The following is a 17,681-nucleotide window of genomic DNA, read 5'->3' as shown; positions in this document are numbered from 1 at the left end:
AATTGTTTTTGTATTTGATTATACTGTTACTGTTGACCAGTTTGCAACTTTCTTCTGACCGCGCATTTCTTCAAACTTCACACTCGGGTCCTTTTCTTCAGGAGCATTCACAAAGTGGTTAAATCTTTTACGTATTTGAGGATCCTCAATTGCAGCTTTCCATTCACAAGCATATGATTGTACGAATTGATTCATTTCATCCTCCCATTGTTTAGCCATATTCAAACTATCGTTTAAAATCACATTCCTCAGATAATCAATGCCTCCTTCCATTTTATTTAACCAAGTTGCAGTACGAGTTAAAGGATCAGCAGTTTTGATGTAGAACATTAAGAACCGATCAATGTAACGGATGCAGGTTTCACTGTCAATGTCACTTGCTAACAGCTGGGCGTGCTGCGGTTTACTCCCTCCATTGCCACATACATATAAGTTCCAGCCTTTTTCTGTTGCGATAATTCCGAAATCCTTGCTTTGGGCTTCAGCACATTCACGTATGCAGCCACTAACAGCTGATTTGTATTTATGCGGAGCTCGTAATCCCTTATATCTTTCCTCTATCTGAATGGCGAAACTTACACTGTCATGTAAGCCAAAACGACACCATGTGCTTCCTACACAGCTTTTTACGGTTCGTAAACCTTTTCCATAAGCATGACCACTTTCAAAGCCGGCAGCAATTAGTTCTTCCCAGATAAAAGGTAAATCATTCATGTGTGCACCAAACATATCAATACGCTGACCACCTGTAATTTTAGTATATAAGCCATATTTTTTGGCTACATTCCCGATTACAATTAGCTTATCTGGGGTGACCTCTCCTCCGGGAATCCTTGGAACAACTGAATATGATCCCCCTCTTTGGATATTGGCAAGATATCGGTCATTGCTATCTTGCGACGTATCATTGCCTTTCTTTAGGATCATATCATTCCATATACTAGCAAGCAGAGAAGACACCAATGGCTTGCATATCTCACAGCCATCTCCTTTACCCAAATTGTCTAAAACGTCATTGTAGTTATCTAGTTTGTGTATTTTAATTAAATCGTATAGTTCCTGTCTGCTTAAGTCAAAATGTTCACATACAACATTTCTTACATATTTGCCATTTAATTTCATAGTGTGAAGCATTAGATCCTTCAACATCGGAACACATCCTCCACAGCCAGTACCTGCCTTCGTACATTTTTTAATAGCGTCAACTGATTCGCACTTCAGGTCCGTTACAGCCGAGCATATAGTGCCTTTAGTGACACCTTCACAACTGCATATCAGGGCATCATCTGGTAAGTTGGTAACTCCAATGCCCGATGATTTCTTTTCAGTGGCTTCTATGATTAAATCTTCAGGATTAGGTGGTAATAAGATTTTATTAGTTACTGTCTGTAGAAGTAAGTTATAAGCCGATGCGTCTCCAATTAAAATTCCTCCAAGAAGGTGCTTGCCGTCATTACTAATATTCATGCGTTTATATATTCCTCTCAATTTGTTTTCAAACACAATTGTTCTGGAATAAGGTTCAGCTATAAAAGGGTCTCCAAAGCTTGCTACATCAACACCAATAAGTTTAAGCTTGGTACTCATGTCAAAACCCTTAAATGTTTTAGGATTGCCTATTAGTTTATTAACCACAACATCAGCCATTTCATAGCCCGGAGCTACCAAGCCATAAATACTATCATCAAACAGAGCACATTCACCAATCGCAAAAACAGCTGAATCTGAAGTCTGCATATATTCGTTAACTATAACTCCACCTCTGCTGCCAACTTCAAGACCGCAATCTTTAGCGAGTTTATCTCTAGGTCTTATTCCAGCTGAAATAATGAGCATTTCAGTTTTGAGATTACTTCCATCTCTAAATTGTAATGATTGGATTCTGTCTTCACCTTCAATTTGAATAGTTTCCTTGTTTAGAAATATTTGTAAGCCTAAATTCTTTAATTGAGTTTGTAGTATACCACTAGCTTGATCATCAATTTGTCTTGGCATTAGTCTTGGAGCAAACTCTACTACATGCGCCTCCTCTAATTCAAGATCAATCAAAGCCTTCGCGGCTTCGAGTCCTAGTAGTCCACCACCAATCACAGTCCCTTTTTTGGCACTCGAGGCATATGTGTGAATTTTTTTTAAATCATCAATTGTTCTATAAACGAATACGCCGTCTTTATCAATTCCAGGTATCGAAGGAACAAATGGAGCTGAACCAGTTGCTATAATTAAATAATCATATGTTAATTGTTTGCCCTTAGCAGAATAAACTATTTTATTATTTCTATCAATTCTGACGATCGGATCATTTAAATATAATTCGATTCCACTGTCAGAATACCATTGCTTAGTGCATAGAGATAAGTCTTCTGAGGATTTCCCATTAAAAAATTCGCTTAAATGAACGCGATCGTAGGCTCTTCTAGATTCCTCGCCGAAAACTGTTATGTTAAAATTATGTGATTTGGATATCATCTTCTCGCAGAATTTGTATCCTACCATTCCGTTTCCGATTAAAATTATATTATTTTGCTTCATAATATTGTATTTTTTATACTATTTATAGAATAATTCAATAAACTATTAATTTTATATGTCAAATATATATTATATTTATATATAATTTGAATAATCATTGAAAAATTTGTTAGTATTTTAAATATTTTTTAGTAATTATTGGATAATCGTATTAAAATAATATAATGGTTGTTAATATTTGTAGTATAAATAATAATATATGGAATTTTATATAGTTGGATGTGGCCCTGGTGATAAAGAATTGTTGACAATTAAAGCTTTTAAGATAATTAAGGATGCAAAAACAATATTATATGATAATTTAGTGAGTAAAGAAGTGTTAAGTCTTGCAAATTCAAGCTGTTTAAAGGTGTATGTTGGCAAAAAACCATATCAAAACTCAATAACTCAGGAAAAAATTAACGATTTGATTAAATTTTATGCTCTTTCAAGAGGAAATGTAGTAAGATTGAAGGGCGGCGACCCTTATATTTTTGGTAGAGGGTTTGAAGAACTTGAATTTGCACGAGAAAACGGTATAAAAGCTACTTATATTCCAGGAATTAGTAGCATGCAAACCTGTGGTCTAAATGATATTCCATTAACATATCGTGGAATCAGTGAAGGTTTTTGGGTTATTACTGGCACTCGACGGGACGGATCCTTGTCGACAGACTTATATTTAGCAGTTCAAAGCAAAGCAACTATTGTTATTTATATGGGCATGAGCAAGCTAGCCGAAATATCGCAAATATATTCACAGGCCGGCAAAGGATCTATTCAGGCATGTATTATTGAAAATGGATCTTTACCAAATCAGCGGAAGGCATTCTGCAAAGTGGAAGACCTTAACATAACAGCTTTAACTGAAGGATTAGGCAATCCCGCTATTATTGTAATTGGAGGCGTGGTAGAATTAGCAACCGATAGTAAAATATTAGATAAGTTACTTACTAACCATGGCTTGAATGCTATTTATTAATTAAATTTGCAGGAAACATAGTAATTAATGGACAAACATCTTCCATCTTTTTATAATAAAGTTAAAGCAATAGTACTTTTGCTTTGCCTTTTTTTCATGATGGCTGGTACTTGCCCCATTCGAACTATTTTATCAAGCGCGTCCTTTTCGATTGTAGAAAGTTCTAAGCAACCAAGTAATACTAAATCTTTTGTTTATGAAAATCTTTCTTGTTCATTTGAAGGAAAGATAAATCAGGCAACTTTTTTAGATTTATCAAAAACGAATAACAACAGTTTGCCACTTCCGTTTCTTCTAACCTTATTAAATCTATACCTGTTTGTTTCTATTTTAAATACATGGAAAGGCTCTAATATAAAATATCGAAATAAGCTTTTTATTTATAACATACCTTTGTTTTTGAAAAATAGATCTATCATTATATAATACCATCCTTATTATATTTCCATTTTACTATTTTAAGCATTAATGAATTAAATGTAAGAGAATTTGTCTTTTACATGAATATCTAATTATATAATGAACGCAACAATGAATTTAAAGAAGAAGGTTTCTCTTTCAAATATTTTTACAGGAATCCTTATGGTTTTTGTATTGGCTATGCTTTTTAGTCCAAATTTCAAAGGAATAGTTATACAGAACCTAATGAAGATTGGTTTATTTCAACCAAGTATACCAGATGGATCAACAAAAGATCTGGTCGAAGAAATCAATGCTAATGCCTATAACGAGGAAATATTATTCAGGAATATGGAAGATGAAGTCATTGAACTTTCCGATCAAAAGGGAAAGGTTGTCTTTATTAACTTCTGGGCTACGTGGTGCCCTCCTTGTATCGCTGAAATGCCAGCTATCAATAAGCTTTATTCAAATTTTAGAGATAACGATAAGGTTATGTTTTTGATGGTTGATGTTGATAACAATCCTGCTAAATCACAAAAATTTATGGATAAAAGAAAGTTTGATTTACCGGTTTATACACCTGCAAGTCCAATACCCTCATCATATATGGGAGGAGCTATACCAACTACATTGGTTCTTAATAAATATGGTAAAGTAGTTTTTAAGCACGAAGGAATGGGGGATTTTTCCAATGAAGAGTTTAAAGTATTTGTTAGTAAATTAATTGCAGAATAATAAAATACGATATAAAATGAAAATAAGACTATTATTAACGGCTATTATTTCCCTATTTCTTTTAGCATCTTGTAATACTGTAAGTAACGATAAGTTTATAGTCAGTGGCTATGTTGAGAACGTAGGCGATATTAACAAAATATTATTGTATGAAGGAGAGACTGTAGTTGATTCTATTACTTTGGACAAAGGTAAGTTCCAATTTGAAAAAACAGCTAAAGAAGCTACTCTCTATACATTAGTAATAGGATATAAGCCATATATGCTTGTTCTGAAGAATGGAGATAAAGTTGAATTTGAAACTGATTTAAATAGTGACGCATCGCAATATTCTGTTAAAGGATCCGAAACTTCATCTAAACTTCAAGAGCTTAGCGCAATCCGTGAAAGGTTTCAAGAAGAACAAACTGCTTTACAAAATGAATTTGAACAAAGAGTAAATGGCGGAGAAGAAGTTTCTGTAATCCAGGATGAACTAATGGAAAAAAGCTTTAACTCTATTCAGAAGATATCTGAACAGACTCTGCAGTTTTCGAATGAGAATAAAGATAACCTTGCTGGATTTTATAGCATGCTCTTTTTGTTTTCGATAGATCCAACTAACTATGAGGAACAACTAATTAAATATGCAAGTGAAGTAAAGAGTAAATTTCCGAATAATCCTTTTGTTCAATCTTTTGTTAAACATATGGAAGAATTAAAGCCTTTAAGTATCGGTCAAGATGCACCTGACTTTACTTCTTTAACTCCAGATGGAAAAGCCGTTAAACTATCTGATCTAAAAGGTCAATATGTTCTCTTAGATTTCTGGGCTTCATGGTGTGTCCCTTGTCGCGAAGAGAATCCTAACATTGTCAGTCAATATCATAGATTTAAGAATAAAGGTTTTACAGTATTAGGAGTTTCTTTAGATGAAAATCGGGCTTCATGGCTAAAAGCGATTAAAGATGATAAGCTGGACTGGACACAATTATCAGATCTTAAGCAATGGAATAGCGGAGCCGGACAATTATATAATATCACAGCAATTCCAACATCATTTCTAATTAATCCAGATGGCAAAATAATTGGTAAAAATTTACGGGGAGTTGCTTTGAAGCAGTTCTTAGAAAAAAATCTTTAAAGAAGAATTTAAGAAGACGTTTTTGATATACTAGATTGTTAATCTGCAGATACTAGAGTATATATCGGAGAAAAGTGAGAGCGTAATTATCTAAGGCGACTGTCGTTAGGTTTTTTAACCTTTTGTATTCTTTGAGAATTTAGATTATTCTGCACTTAAGCAATATAAAGAATTGCTCTATATTTGATTTATGAAAACCATTGCACTGAAAAAGGATTTGAAGAAAATTAATTCACCCACAATGGCTGATATAGTGGAGCTCAAACTGATGGAGTTTTTAAAGAAGACAGCCTTTCAACCTGGTGACGCGTTGCCTAAGGAAATGGAATTGGCTGAAGCTCTAGGTGTAAGTCGGAATGTTGTTAGAGAAGGTTTGAGCCGATTAAAAATGTTGGGCCTGATTGAGTCCAGGAAAAGGCGTGGGATGGTTTTTGTTCGTCCAGATATCTTAAGTTCTTTTGAAAAGATACTGGATCCAATTATCATGGATGAAACTACTTTGAAAGATATATTTGAATTGCGGTTGGTTCTCGAAATGGGCTTAGGGGAATTGTTGTATCGTAATAAAACAGATAAGGATATTGCCGTATTAGAAAAAATTGCGAAAGATCAAGATGGTATAGGTAATACGTTTCGTATAAAACATGAATTAGCCTTTCATGGGAAATTGTATGAAATTGCAGGAAACGAAACTCTTAAACGTTTTCAGATTATGTTATTACCTATTTTTGCTTATGTAACCGAAAGAGAAGATAAACCAACGCAAGGAACTGTTAATCATGCCGATCTTGTTGAAATACTAAAACATGGTACGAAGGAAGATTTCAATAAAGGCATGTTGGAGCATTTGAAGCCCCATTTTGATCGTCTTGAAAACTTCTAGATATTTTTAGCATTTAATTTTGTTTATAATATTTTATTTTTACCTTTAATATGTAGAACATATATACATAGTAATTGAGTAGTTATACATTTAATACCTTGATTCCAATCGTGATGAGATTTCTGATATTAATATTTGTGTTGTTTGGTTCACCGTTCGTAAGTTTAGGTGTTAAGCCTCCTCAAGTGAAGATTAGTCAACATCAATTGCAGATTCCGGTTTTGAAGGGAAAGAAGGAAAATCCGGTTTTACGGATTAAAATTACGACCTCTGATGAAGGACAGTTTTTGGGCGGTATTAAAATTAGTACTAATGGTACAAGTAATCTTTCTGATATCAAAGGAGTCCGGCTATTTTATTATGGTCAGGATTCCCTTCCAGGAAATATGGAAACAACAAAAGCCTTGTTGTTCTCAATAGTTGAAGATGTTGATAATGAAATTGTTTTGTCGGGAAATTTAAAATTAAAAAGTGGGGATAATTATTTTTGGTTATCCTATGAACTGAATGAACAGGCCAATTTATTGAATGAAATTGATGCCAGTTTATTGTCGGTTCTTATCGATAATAAAGAGTATAAACCATCGGCAAATAATAACATTAAACAACGGATAGGGGTTGCAGTAAGGAAACATAATCAGGATGGCGTTCATACCTCAAGAATACCAGGACTGGCAACAAGTAATCAAGGAACCTTACTGGCTGTTTTTGATGCACGATATGAAAGTGCGAGAGATTTACAAGGAAATATGGATATTGGTCTTCATCGGAGTACTGATAAGGGGGAAACCTGGGAGCCTATCCAAATAGTAATTGATATGGGAAAATGGGGTGGGTTACCCGAAAAGTTCAACGGAGTTTCGGATGCCAGTATTTTGGTAGATAAAAATTCAGATGCGATTTATATCGCCGGGCTATGGATGCATGGGGTGATTGGAGATGATGGTAAATGGGTCGAGAACTTGACCGAAGAGAGCAATAACTGGAATCATCAGTGGTTAACGAAAGGCTCACAACCAGGTTTTGGAGTTAAACAGACTTCACAATTCCTAATTGTGAAGAGTACAGATGATGGGAAGACCTGGTCAGATCCCATTAACATTACCGAAATGGGGAAAAAGGAAGAATGGTGGCTTTGGGCGCCAGCTCCTGGGCAGGGAATTACGTTAAAGGATGGAACACTTGTATTTCCAACGCAAGGAAGAGATAAAACTGGTGAAGCATTCTCCAATATTACCTATAGTAAAGATGGGGGAAAGACTTGGCAGTCTAGTAATCCCGCCATAAATGAATCTACAACGGAGTGCATGGCAGTAGAACTCTCTGATGGCTCTATCATGCTGAATATGCGTGCTAATTCAAATAAAGGAGTTACGGATCATACGAATGGAAGAGCAATTGCAGTAACCAAAGATCTGGGTGAAAACTGGCAGGTTCATTCTACCTCGCATAATGCCTTAATTGAACCGGTCTGTATGGCAAGTATCATTTCACATCATGATGAAGAGAATAAATCTGTTTTATTATTCTCAAATCCTAATTCAATGACTGCTCGCAATCGGATGACCATCCAATACAGCCTTAACGATGGTTCGTCTTGGGAAAAAGGACTTTTATTGGATGAGTTATCAAGTAGAGGTTATTCCTGTCTGGCAAATATTGATGAAAATACTATTGGTATACTCTATGAAAGTAGTCAGGCCGACATGGTTTTTCAAGCAATTTCTATGGATGATATAATAAAGAAATAAATAATAGAAATTAATGAAGAAAATAGAAGGTTTAATAGCTGCAAGCTTTGCAGCTTATAAAGATAATGGTGAGATCAATCTGGATATCATTCCGGAAATCGTTGAAAATTTGATAGCAGACGGCTTAGCAGGAGTGTTCATTTGCGGAACAAATGGAGAAGGACCCAATCTTACGATTGAAGAACGGATGGCCATTGCAGAGGCTTATGTCAAAGCTGTAAATAAGCGTATTATCGTTATGGTTCATGTAGGTCATAGTTCAATCTATGAGGCTAAAAAACTTGCCGCACATGCTCAAGGGTTAGGTGTAGATGCTATTTCCTCTGTTTCCGCTTTTTATTTTAAACCATCTTCCGTGAAAGCCCTGGTTATCAGTATGGCAGAGATTGCTTCTGCAGCACCCGAAACACCCTTTTATTACTATAATATACCTCATTTAACAGGTATTTCAATGGATATGCTTGAGTTTTTAAATTTAGCAGAAGAACTTATTCCTAGTTTTAGGGGGGTGAAATATACAGCTTCTACTTTGCATGAATATGAAGCTTGTTTGAATCATAAAGATGGAAAATTTGATATTTTATTCGGATTTGATGAAATGCTGCTGCCAGCTTTAGCAGTTGGAGCTAAAGGTGCTGTTGGAAGTACATATACCTTTGCAGCTCCTTTATATAACCGAATTATTGAGTGTTTTCAAAATAATCAATTAAAGGAAGCACGCGATCTTCAGATGATGTCAATAAAGATGGTTCAATCTTTGGTGAAATTTGCACCAATACCAGCTCAGCGCGCAATTGTTGGATTTAAGGGAATTAATCTTGGACCTTGTCGTTTACCTTTACTTGAATTAAAAGCTTCCGATAAGGAGCTGCTCATTGAAGAGCTTGAAAAAAAGGAATTCTTTTCAACAGTAAAAGATTGCATAAAAAATCACTCTTTTTAAATGACTTTATGATCAAAGCTTCTTTCTTTTGTTTCATTAACATTATCCTTTTTATGGCCAGCTCTCCTTTGTTTGCACAGGATACGAAATATATAAGTTGGCAATCTGCTAAGGATATTCCTGATAACATTGGGTTTGCGGGTTCCTTCGCTGGTGTTTCAAATGATGCACTTTTAGTTGCTGGTGGCGCTAACTTTCCAGATGGCGGCGCTCCATGGACAGGGTCTGAAAAGGTATGGCATGATCAGGTTTATGCATTGGATCAACCTGAGGGAGAATGGAAATTAGTAGGACAATTACCCATGCCTCTCGGATATGGAGTTTCGATCAGTTGGAACGGGAAAATTATTTTGATAGGGGGGAGTAATGCAGAAGGGCATCATTCAGAAGTTTATATAATGACTTATTCGGAAGGATCTGTTAATTATGAAAAATTACCTGATTTGCCTCAACCTCTTGCGAATTCAACAGGAGTTTTATTAAATAATAAGATTTATATATTAGGAGGAATTAGATATCCAGATTCAAAAGAAGCGGGACAAAATTTTTGGACACTAGATCTGGGTAATCTGGCTCAAGGATGGAAGATTAATGAAACGTGGCCTGGGCCAACAAGAATGCTTTCAGTGGCCGGTGTACAAGATAATGCGATTTACCTCTTTAGTGGAGTATATTTGAATGAAGGTAAAAGAGAATATTTAAAAGATGCTTATCGTTTTACTGAAAAAGAAGGATGGAGCAAACTCGCCGAATTACCAGTATCTGTCGCTGGTGCTCCTAATCCCGCATTAAGTGCAGGACAAAGCAATCTAATTGTTTTTGGTGGAGATGATGGTAGCAATGTTAATCTTGATCCGGCAGTAAATTCTCACCCTGGATTCTCAAAAGACATTTTCTCTTATAATATCATTACAAATACTTGGGGAAAGATTGGCTCTTTTCCTGATTTGGCTCCTGTTACAACACCTATGGTGGAGTGGAAAGGGAAAATAGTTATTCCCGGTGGAGAGGTTAAACCATCCATTAGAACGAACAAGGTATGGTTCGGTGAACCTTTAAATTCAACAGGTGCATTTAAAGGCTGGGATTGGACTGTGTTAGGGATCTATTTTTTACTTACTCTAGGCATTGGCGTTTTTGCTTCCAGAGGAATGAATGGAACAACTGCCGATTTTTTCCTGGCAGAGGGCAAAATTCCAGGATGGGCTGCAGGTTTAAGCATCTTCGGAACTGTCTTAAGTGCTCTTACTTTTATTGCAATTCCAGCGAAAGCTTATGCAACAAACTGGGTCTATTTCATGAATAATATGATGATAGTTGCCGTTGCTCCTCTGATTGTTTATTTTTATTTACCCTATTTTAGAAAACTTAAAGTAACAAGTATATATGAATACCTGGAGGTTCGTTTTAATCGACCGATAAAGTTGCTGGCAAGTTTAACCTTTTTATTGTTTCAGTTGGGCAGGTTGGGGGTGGTTATTTATTTGCCTTCTTTGGTGTTAAGTTCCATTATAGGTATCGATTTAACAACCTGTATTATTGTAACTAGTCTGATTACGACAGTTTATTGCTTTTTTGGAGGTATTGAAGCTGTCGTGTGGACAGATGTGATGCAGGTGGTTGTATTATTAGGTGGTGCTTTGGCGAGTCTAATATTTATTGTTTTTTCCATAGATGGAGGTTTTTCTGCTTTTTTTTCTGAAGCAGCAGACAATAATAAATTTCAATGGGCTATACTTGAATCAACAATAACAGAGCCTGTTTTGTGGGTGGTCTTGGTTGGAGGGTTCTTATCTCAACTCGTTACTTTTTCGTCTGATCAAGTTGTAGTACAACGTTATTTAACAACTTCCTCTGAAAAGGAGGCTAGAAAATCAATTTATGTTAATGCTCTGTTAACGATTCCTGCTTCTATTATATTTTTTGGAGTTGGCACTGCGTTATGGGTATATTTTAAACATCACCCTGCTGTAGTAAATCCTTTTGGAAGAACCGACGATATTTTTCCTGGATTTATCACTAATCAATTACCTTCCGGTTTATCAGGTTTGGTAATAGCAGGTGTATTTGCTGCAACCATGTCAACGATTAGTTCGAGTATGAATTCAATGGCTACTGTTATTACGAAGGATTTCTTTGTGTTGCTTAAGCCAAACTCGTCTGATAAGAAACAGTTTGATTTTGCACGTATTACAACCGTTTGTTTAGGGCTTATGGGTGCAATTGTTTCTATATATATTGCGTCATTGCAAAATTCTTCTATTTGGGATCAATATATAACAATAATCGGTCTCCTTGGAGGATGTTTAGCCGGAATGTTTACAGCAGGCATATTCTTTCCAAGGATTAATAGTACAGGAATGTTAGTCGGGTTTATCTTTAGTGCCATTGTTTTATATATTGTACACCAAGCAAATCTTGTTAATTTTTTCCTGTATCCGGCAATAGCAATTTTCGTATCAGTAGGAGTAGCTTATCTCGTAAGCTTATTTTTTCCTGTTAAAAAAATAGAAAAAGGTATACTGTAATAAGGCAAATCAATTATTGTTCTCAGGTATTTTATTAAGCATTATTCAGCTATTTTTTCCCTTCGCTAATTACTTATTTAGAATAATTTCAAATAAATATTGTTTAGAATAATTTTAAATAATACATTTGTGGCGATGGATAAAATAAATAAACCCATAACAAGAAATATCCATCATTATCATTACTAGGTACTTATGAGAGCTAAAACAATAAAAAGATGGTTTGATGTTCATAAATGGACAAGTCTTATATGCACTATATTTTTACTTATGCTATGCATCACCGGATTGCCACTGGTATTTTATGAAGAGATAGATCATCTTCTTGGAAAGGATATAGAGCTTGCTGAACTTCCTGCCGGCTCTCCTGAGTTTTCAAAAGATGCGGTTCTTCAAAAGGCCATGGAACATATACCAGGCAAAGAAGCAAAATATATTTTCTGGGATGCCGATCATCATCCAAATCAAATGTTCGTAACATTAGCTGACTCATCCGAAGCGCCTATTGAAGCAGATCATTATCTAACTATGGATGAAAGGACCGCGACAGTGCTTGAGGCACCTCCAAATGAAATGGATTTCATGTTAATAATGTATTATCTCCATGTAGAGATGCTTGCTGGCATACCAGGTAAACTTTTTCTGGGATTAATGGGAACGCTTTTTATTGTAGCAATTGTTTCTGGTGTTGTTTTATATGGCCCAATCATGAAGCGTTTTGATTTTGGAATGATAAGGACCGAAAAATCATCTCGATTAAAATGGCTGGATTTGCATAATCTACTTGGAATCGTGACTTTAGCATGGGCATTTGTTGTGGGTATTACAGGTGTTATTAATACATTGGCAGATCCTGCATTAGAAATGTGGAGGTCCGGACAATTGGCCGAAATGGTGTCTGAGTATAAAGATAAACCTAAAATAGAGGGTAAGTTAAGTTCTCTTGATGCTGCTATTGAAAAAGCGAAGGAAGCAGCTCCAGGAATGGAAGTTTCTTTTGTTGCATATCCTGGTACTTTATATTCAAGTAGCCATCATTATGCTGTTTATATGATTGGAACTACGCCCTTAACTTCAAGAATTATTAAACCTGCATTAATTGATGCTGAAACAGGTGAGTTTACAGATATGAGAGATCTTCCCTGGTATTTAAATACCATTTTCATCTCTCAGCCTTTTCATTTTGGAGATTACGGTGGTATTCCTATGAAAATCATTTGGGTAATCTTTGATCTGGCTACTATTCTTGTATTGATCTCTGGACTTTATCTTTGGTTTGCAAGACGAAAAGCGAAAGCCGCTCAATTAAAAAGACTTATAGACAATTACGAATCGCTTACTTTATCAACTGTCGAAGAAGATGCCTACTAAAAATGACTATTACTTAAATAAAACATGGGTAATGCCTATTCTTTTGGCTGTCCTAACAACCATAGGATTATTATTAGCTATAATGGGGATTGGAGTATGGCATATTCTTTCATGGGTTGCATTAGGTATTCCTCTTTATATTATGATTAAATATGGAGTGAAGTATTTTAAATAACCTATTTAAATGGTTATTCGTCCACCAGTAACAGGGAGGGTTGCCCCTGAAATATAACTTGCCTCATCAGATGCTAAAAATACATAGGCAGGAGCAACTTCCACTGGTTGCCCGGGTCTACCCATTGGTGTATCCTTTCCAAAAGTATCAGGATGTGGCATAGTTGATGGAATAAGTGGAGTCCAAATAGGACCAGGAGCTACAGCATTAACACGGATACCTTTTCCTGCTTCTAATAATATCTGGCTTAAATTAGCCGTAAAGTTTTGAATTGCAGCTTTTGTTGCAGCATAAGGTAGTAGTATGGGAGTAGGAGAATACGCATTTATAGAAGTTGTATTTATTATACTACTTCCAGGTTTCATATAAGGTTCTGCAGCCTTACTTAAATAAAACATAGGATGAATATTTGTATTGAAGTTTTTAACCCATTCATCATCTGAAATATCAGCTAATGATTTCCTGGCCATTTGAAAGGCAGCGTTATTTACTAAAATATCTATTTGACCAAATTCTGCCACAGCTTTTTGTACAATTGCCCTGCAGTGTTCAGGGTCGCGTATGTCACCCTTCATTAGAATAGCTCTTTTGCCAGCTTCCTTTACATATTCAGCAGTATCAAAAGCATCTTCGTCTTCCATATCGTCTAAATAAGAGATCAGCACATCAGCACCCTCTCTGGCAAATGCGATTGAGACCGCCTTGCCAATACCAGAATCGCCACCAGTAATGATCGCCTTTTTGCCTTCTAATTTACCGCAACCTTTATAAGATTCTTCTCCATGATCTGCTTTAGGATGCATGCCTTCTTCGTTACCTGGAATAACCTGTTCTTGTTTTGGAAATGGTGGAACAGGATATTTTTCTTTGGGATTTTGATTTCCTTCTTCTTTCATCTTCTTATGTTTTCTATAAATTAAAACAGCATGTTTTTATAAAAGTTTAAAAAGAGCATAATTACTTTACTTTATAATAACCTCCCAATCGTCAGGTTTTTGTATTATGCTAAAACGCACTCCATCCAAAGAACGATGAATCGTAAGTTGGAATATTTTGTTCGTCAATTTTAAACTTTTGATATAAACTTCATCTAAATACTCTGGAAGCACAATTCTATCAAAAGTGATAGTTTTATTTACAGCATTAACATCAATTCTTAAACAAGATTGTAATAACATAAATACAGCTCCTACTGACCAAGCTTGTGGAGAGCAAGCAACCGGATAAGCTGTTGGCCCTATACCTTTTCGCTTATTGAAACCGCAATATAATTCAGGAACCCTTTGTAAGTCTATAAATAGAGAGGCATCAAATATAGATTCCATGATTTTTAGAACATGGCTTTGTAAGCCATATTTAGATAATCCATAAGCAATTAAAGCGTTATCATGAGGCCAGATGGATCCATTATGATAAGACATTGGATTATATCTTCCTGATAAAGATGATAAAGTTCTTATTCCCCAGCCGCTGAACATATCTGCATTAAGTAGAGTGTCAGCAAGTAAAGCTGCCTTATCCTTATCTGCTATCTTAGTAAAAAGGCAATGTCCGGCATTCGAAGATTTTACTCTGCAGGGCTTTTTATTACCGTCAAGAGCCAAAACATAACAAGATAATTCCTCATCCCAGAATTTATCATTAAAATTCTTTTTTAACAAAGCCGCTTCATTAAATAACGTTGAAGAATAATGTTCATTCCCGAATAATAAAGCCAGATTTCCTGCATGAACTTTTGCTCCATATACATAACTTTGGACTTCGCATAAAGCAATAGGAGGCTCAGCCAACTGTTTATTTTCATGCATAATTGAGTCAAAAGAGTCTTTCCACCCTTGATTGGTCAGTCCATTCTCTGTTTTGTGTATATATTCAACAAAACCATCACCATCAAAATCTCCATATTGATCAATCCAATTAATGGCAGCTTTAATGTTTGGCCAAATTTGTTTGATTAAATCCAGATCAGCTGTGCGATCATAGTACATGCCTGCAAGAATAATGAATAATGGAGTGGCATCTATAGTTCCATAGTATTGTGCAAATGGTATTTCCCCTGTATTAGCCATTTCTCCATTGCGCGCTTCATGCAATATTTTGCCTGGTTCTGCATCTTTTTCGGGAATCAAATCAACAGCCTGGTTGGCTGCTAGAAATAATAAAACATCTTTGGCAACTTCAGGACTAATCCATAAAACTTCCATCGCAGCAATTATTCCGTCTCTACCAAACGGTGTGTTATACCAAGGTACACCAGCATAAGGGTATTTCCCATGACTAGTTTGGGAAAGAAGAGAAATAAGGTCAGTTTCAGATCTAAACAGCCAATGATTGTATTGTCGGTTAGAGGTTTTAATACTAGAGAATAAATTCCTTCTTTCGTTTAACTCCAGAAGCGTTAATTCCTTTGCTTGTTTATAAGAAAGCCTTTCTTTTCTTTCTGTTCCCAATAAAAAATGAATACAATAATTGATAATAATCGATTTGTTCGGAATGAGATCAATAACGAATATTGCTTTATTCTTCTTTAATGAATATTCAGCATCAGAGAGAAAATGAATTTCACAAGAACGTTCCAGACCATCCAACCCTAAATAATTCGTTTCAAAATAATTATCATGATATATAGGGTATGAATTATTTGCTTTTACTGACCGCTTTAAACCTCGAATTTCAAAAATATCTTTGAAATCACCGTTAAAAGCAAGTTCAAGATTGAATAAACAATTTTCCGGACCATATTGCAGAATACTGATTTCTTCATAAAAAGCCCCTTCTCTTACAAACTGATGTCTTTCAATATGTATAGAATTTTCTGTTATGTTACACTCTTTAAGTACAGGATTAGTAAGATCAGCTGAATATATTGAATTGCCTTCTTTTATCGAACCACTTAACAGAATAGGTTTTTCTCCATTTATAGACAATACTAATTTATTAATGAAGCGAGTCCCGTCATGATATATTCCCTGTACCATTTTTCCATGAGGTTGAATATTTCCTGAACGGTCAAAAACAACAAATGTATTCGAATAATTTAATACATTATTTACCTCATCAGAATTAACTGCATCAGGCGAAATGTGATATTTTTCTTCCTCATATACAATTTCTTCTTTCATAATTGTTCATTTAATTTAATATTACCGTTTCTGTAAACTCTTTTTAATGAAACATTAATTAAGGAATAATAAACATTAATATAATCTTCTGCCATACGTTTAGCAGTGAAACGTTTCTCAAAGGTTTGGCGAATCTTTATTCTTGATAAATATTTTAATTGACTTACTGCAAAAATAGCCTGAGTCATTGTGTCCACAATAAACCCAGTAACACCATCTTCAAGGATCTCCGGAACAGACCCATTATTAAAGGCAATCACCGGAGTGCCACACGCCATAGCCTCAATCATTACCAAGCCAAAAGGTTCTGGCCAGTTAATAGGAAATATTAAAGCTTTCGCATTACCTAAAAATTCTGTTTTTTGTTGTTCATTTATTTCTCCGATATATTCTATTAGCGGGTGATTTAGTAAGTATTTTACATCATTTTCATAATAAGCTAAATCAGCTTTATCAATTTTTGCAGCAATCTTTAATTTTATATTGGTTGCGAGGGCAATTCTAATTGCTCTTTCAATTCCCTTTTCAGGAGATATTCTACCAAGAAAAGCTAGATAATCGCCAGTTCCATTTCCTAAAGAATGTAAGTTTTCAGGTAGGCCATGATAAACTGTTTTAACAAACTTTGCCTGTGGGAGAGGGCGCCGTTGGTTATTAGAAATTGATATTAATTTTTGATAGGGAAATACTTTGTAAATGTCTTGCAATTCAGGAATATCCAATCGGCCATGCAAGGTTGTAATTGAAGGCACTTTTAAATTACTAAACGGAAAATGTAAATAATCAGTGTGGAAATGTAAAATGTCAAACTCCTTAGCATGCTTTATTACTTCCTGCATCTCAATTATATGATATGCTAATGGATCAATGCAGTCTTTTTTTAGACGTAAACCTTCATTAACAGGAGCTATTAATTTAGCATTTGTAATTGAATCCCCTGAAGCGAACAAAGTAATCTCATGACCTTGTTTAACCAACTCTTCTGTTAAATAATACACAATTCTTTCTGTTCCTCCATATAATTTAGGTGGAAGAGATTCATATAATGGTGCAATTTGAGCTATTCTTAAAGGCTTTGTTTTGATATTGCCGTTTTTTTCTTCGTTCATTCTCATTACCATCCTTTACATATTAATAACTCACTATTAAAAAAAT

General features: G+C 35.2%; 13 protein-coding genes. 9 read left to right on the top strand and 4 right to left on the bottom strand.

Translation table 11 applies throughout. The features are described 5' to 3' along the window. Positions 1 to 18 precede the first annotated feature (18 nt). Entirely contained in the window at positions 19 to 2,532 is a 2,514-nt protein-coding gene (nirB, locus tag C8N28_RS12870; RefSeq protein ID WP_132225547.1) for a nitrite reductase large subunit NirB, read from the bottom strand. A 199-nt stretch (positions 2,533 to 2,731) separates the two neighbouring features. On the opposite strand from nirB, the gene cobA reads away from it, so the two are divergent. From cobA to C8N28_RS12825, 9 genes are all read left to right on the top strand, one after another. Then, complete coding sequence (gene cobA, locus C8N28_RS12865; protein ID WP_132225545.1) at positions 2,732 to 3,493, top strand: uroporphyrinogen-III C-methyltransferase; 762 nt, start codon at positions 2,732 to 2,734, stop codon at positions 3,491 to 3,493. Between the two features lie 531 nt (positions 3,494 to 4,024). Next, entirely contained in the window at positions 4,025 to 4,630 is a 606-nt protein-coding gene (locus C8N28_RS12860; RefSeq protein WP_246012822.1) for a TlpA family protein disulfide reductase, read from the top strand. 16 nt (positions 4,631 to 4,646) lie between these two features. Continuing rightward, the gene (locus C8N28_RS12855; RefSeq protein ID WP_132225542.1) at positions 4,647 to 5,753 is read left to right on the top strand and encodes a TlpA disulfide reductase family protein; all 1,107 of its coding nucleotides are present in this window, start codon (positions 4,647 to 4,649) and stop codon (positions 5,751 to 5,753) included. Between the two features lie 190 nt (positions 5,754 to 5,943). Beyond that, positions 5,944 to 6,636 carry a FadR/GntR family transcriptional regulator gene (locus C8N28_RS12850; RefSeq protein WP_132225540.1) on the top strand — a complete coding sequence of 231 codons (693 nt, stop codon included), beginning with the start codon at positions 5,944 to 5,946 and terminating at the stop codon, positions 6,634 to 6,636. A gap of 113 nt (positions 6,637 to 6,749) precedes the next feature. Next, positions 6,750 to 8,387, top strand: coding sequence for a sialidase family protein (locus C8N28_RS12845; RefSeq protein WP_132225538.1), 1,638 nt, complete (start codon positions 6,750 to 6,752; stop codon positions 8,385 to 8,387). 13 nt (positions 8,388 to 8,400) lie between these two features. Then, on the top strand, positions 8,401 to 9,330 hold the full coding sequence (locus C8N28_RS12840) for a dihydrodipicolinate synthase family protein (protein ID WP_132225536.1): 930 nt from the start codon (positions 8,401 to 8,403) through the stop codon (positions 9,328 to 9,330). 8 nt (positions 9,331 to 9,338) lie between these two features. After that, positions 9,339 to 11,858 carry a sodium:solute symporter family transporter gene (locus C8N28_RS12835; protein WP_132225534.1) on the top strand — a complete coding sequence of 840 codons (2,520 nt, stop codon included), beginning with the start codon at positions 9,339 to 9,341 and terminating at the stop codon, positions 11,856 to 11,858. A gap of 195 nt (positions 11,859 to 12,053) precedes the next feature. Beyond that, positions 12,054 to 13,229, top strand: a complete 1,176-nt coding sequence (locus C8N28_RS12830; protein ID WP_132225532.1) for a PepSY-associated TM helix domain-containing protein — start codon at positions 12,054 to 12,056, stop codon at positions 13,227 to 13,229. Then, positions 13,219 to 13,404 carry a hypothetical protein gene (locus tag C8N28_RS12825; protein WP_132225530.1) on the top strand — a complete coding sequence of 62 codons (186 nt, stop codon included), beginning with the start codon at positions 13,219 to 13,221 and terminating at the stop codon, positions 13,402 to 13,404. Before C8N28_RS12830 ends, C8N28_RS12825 begins: the two co-directional genes overlap by 11 nt. Before the next feature lie 5 nt (positions 13,405 to 13,409). On the opposite strand, the gene C8N28_RS12820 is transcribed toward C8N28_RS12825, so the two are convergent. The 3 genes from C8N28_RS12820 to C8N28_RS12810 form a co-directional block, all read right to left on the bottom strand. Then, the gene (locus tag C8N28_RS12820) at positions 13,410 to 14,300 is read right to left on the bottom strand and encodes an SDR family oxidoreductase (RefSeq protein WP_132225528.1); all 891 of its coding nucleotides are present in this window, start codon (positions 14,298 to 14,300) and stop codon (positions 13,410 to 13,412) included. Between the two features lie 66 nt (positions 14,301 to 14,366). Continuing rightward, positions 14,367 to 16,526, bottom strand: a complete 2,160-nt coding sequence (locus C8N28_RS12815; RefSeq protein ID WP_132225526.1) for an amylo-alpha-1,6-glucosidase — start codon at positions 16,524 to 16,526, stop codon at positions 14,367 to 14,369. Continuing rightward, entirely contained in the window at positions 16,523 to 17,635 is a 1,113-nt protein-coding gene (locus C8N28_RS12810) for a glycosyltransferase family 4 protein (protein ID WP_132225524.1), read from the bottom strand. The genes C8N28_RS12815 and C8N28_RS12810 overlap by 4 nt, the downstream gene beginning before the upstream one ends. Between the last annotated feature and the right edge of the window lie 46 nt (positions 17,636 to 17,681).

The organism is Albibacterium bauzanense, from assembly GCF_004339765.1.
GTDB classification, from domain to species: domain Bacteria; phylum Bacteroidota; class Bacteroidia; order Sphingobacteriales; family Sphingobacteriaceae; genus Albibacterium; species Albibacterium bauzanense.
This window is presented reverse-complemented; position numbering and strand designations above follow the sequence as displayed.

What these genes read in the sequence shown, in the direction of transcription:
- nirB (WP_132225547.1), bottom strand. Translation starts at nt 2,532, where the DNA reads ATGAAGCAAAATAATATAATTTTAATCGGAAACGGAATGGTAGGATAC.
- C8N28_RS12835 (WP_132225534.1), top strand. Translation starts at nt 9,339, where the DNA reads ATGATCAAAGCTTCTTTCTTTTGTTTCATTAACATTATCCTTTTTATG.
- C8N28_RS12860 (WP_246012822.1), top strand. Translation starts at nt 4,025, where the DNA reads ATGAATTTAAAGAAGAAGGTTTCTCTTTCAAATATTTTTACAGGAATC.
- C8N28_RS12840 (WP_132225536.1), top strand. Translation starts at nt 8,401, where the DNA reads ATGAAGAAAATAGAAGGTTTAATAGCTGCAAGCTTTGCAGCTTATAAA.
- C8N28_RS12815 (WP_132225526.1), bottom strand. Translation starts at nt 16,526, where the DNA reads ATGAAAGAAGAAATTGTATATGAGGAAGAAAAATATCACATTTCGCCT.
- C8N28_RS12810 (WP_132225524.1), bottom strand. Translation starts at nt 17,635, where the DNA reads ATGAACGAAGAAAAAAACGGCAATATCAAAACAAAGCCTTTAAGAATA.
- C8N28_RS12850 (WP_132225540.1), top strand. Translation starts at nt 5,944, where the DNA reads ATGAAAACCATTGCACTGAAAAAGGATTTGAAGAAAATTAATTCACCC.
- C8N28_RS12820 (WP_132225528.1), bottom strand. Translation starts at nt 14,300, where the DNA reads ATGAAAGAAGAAGGAAATCAAAATCCCAAAGAAAAATATCCTGTTCCA.
- cobA (WP_132225545.1), top strand. Translation starts at nt 2,732, where the DNA reads ATGGAATTTTATATAGTTGGATGTGGCCCTGGTGATAAAGAATTGTTG.
- C8N28_RS12845 (WP_132225538.1), top strand. Translation starts at nt 6,750, where the DNA reads ATGAGATTTCTGATATTAATATTTGTGTTGTTTGGTTCACCGTTCGTA.
- C8N28_RS12825 (WP_132225530.1), top strand. Translation starts at nt 13,219, where the DNA reads ATGCCTACTAAAAATGACTATTACTTAAATAAAACATGGGTAATGCCT.
- C8N28_RS12855 (WP_132225542.1), top strand. Translation starts at nt 4,647, where the DNA reads ATGAAAATAAGACTATTATTAACGGCTATTATTTCCCTATTTCTTTTA.
- C8N28_RS12830 (WP_132225532.1), top strand. Translation starts at nt 12,054, where the DNA reads ATGAGAGCTAAAACAATAAAAAGATGGTTTGATGTTCATAAATGGACA.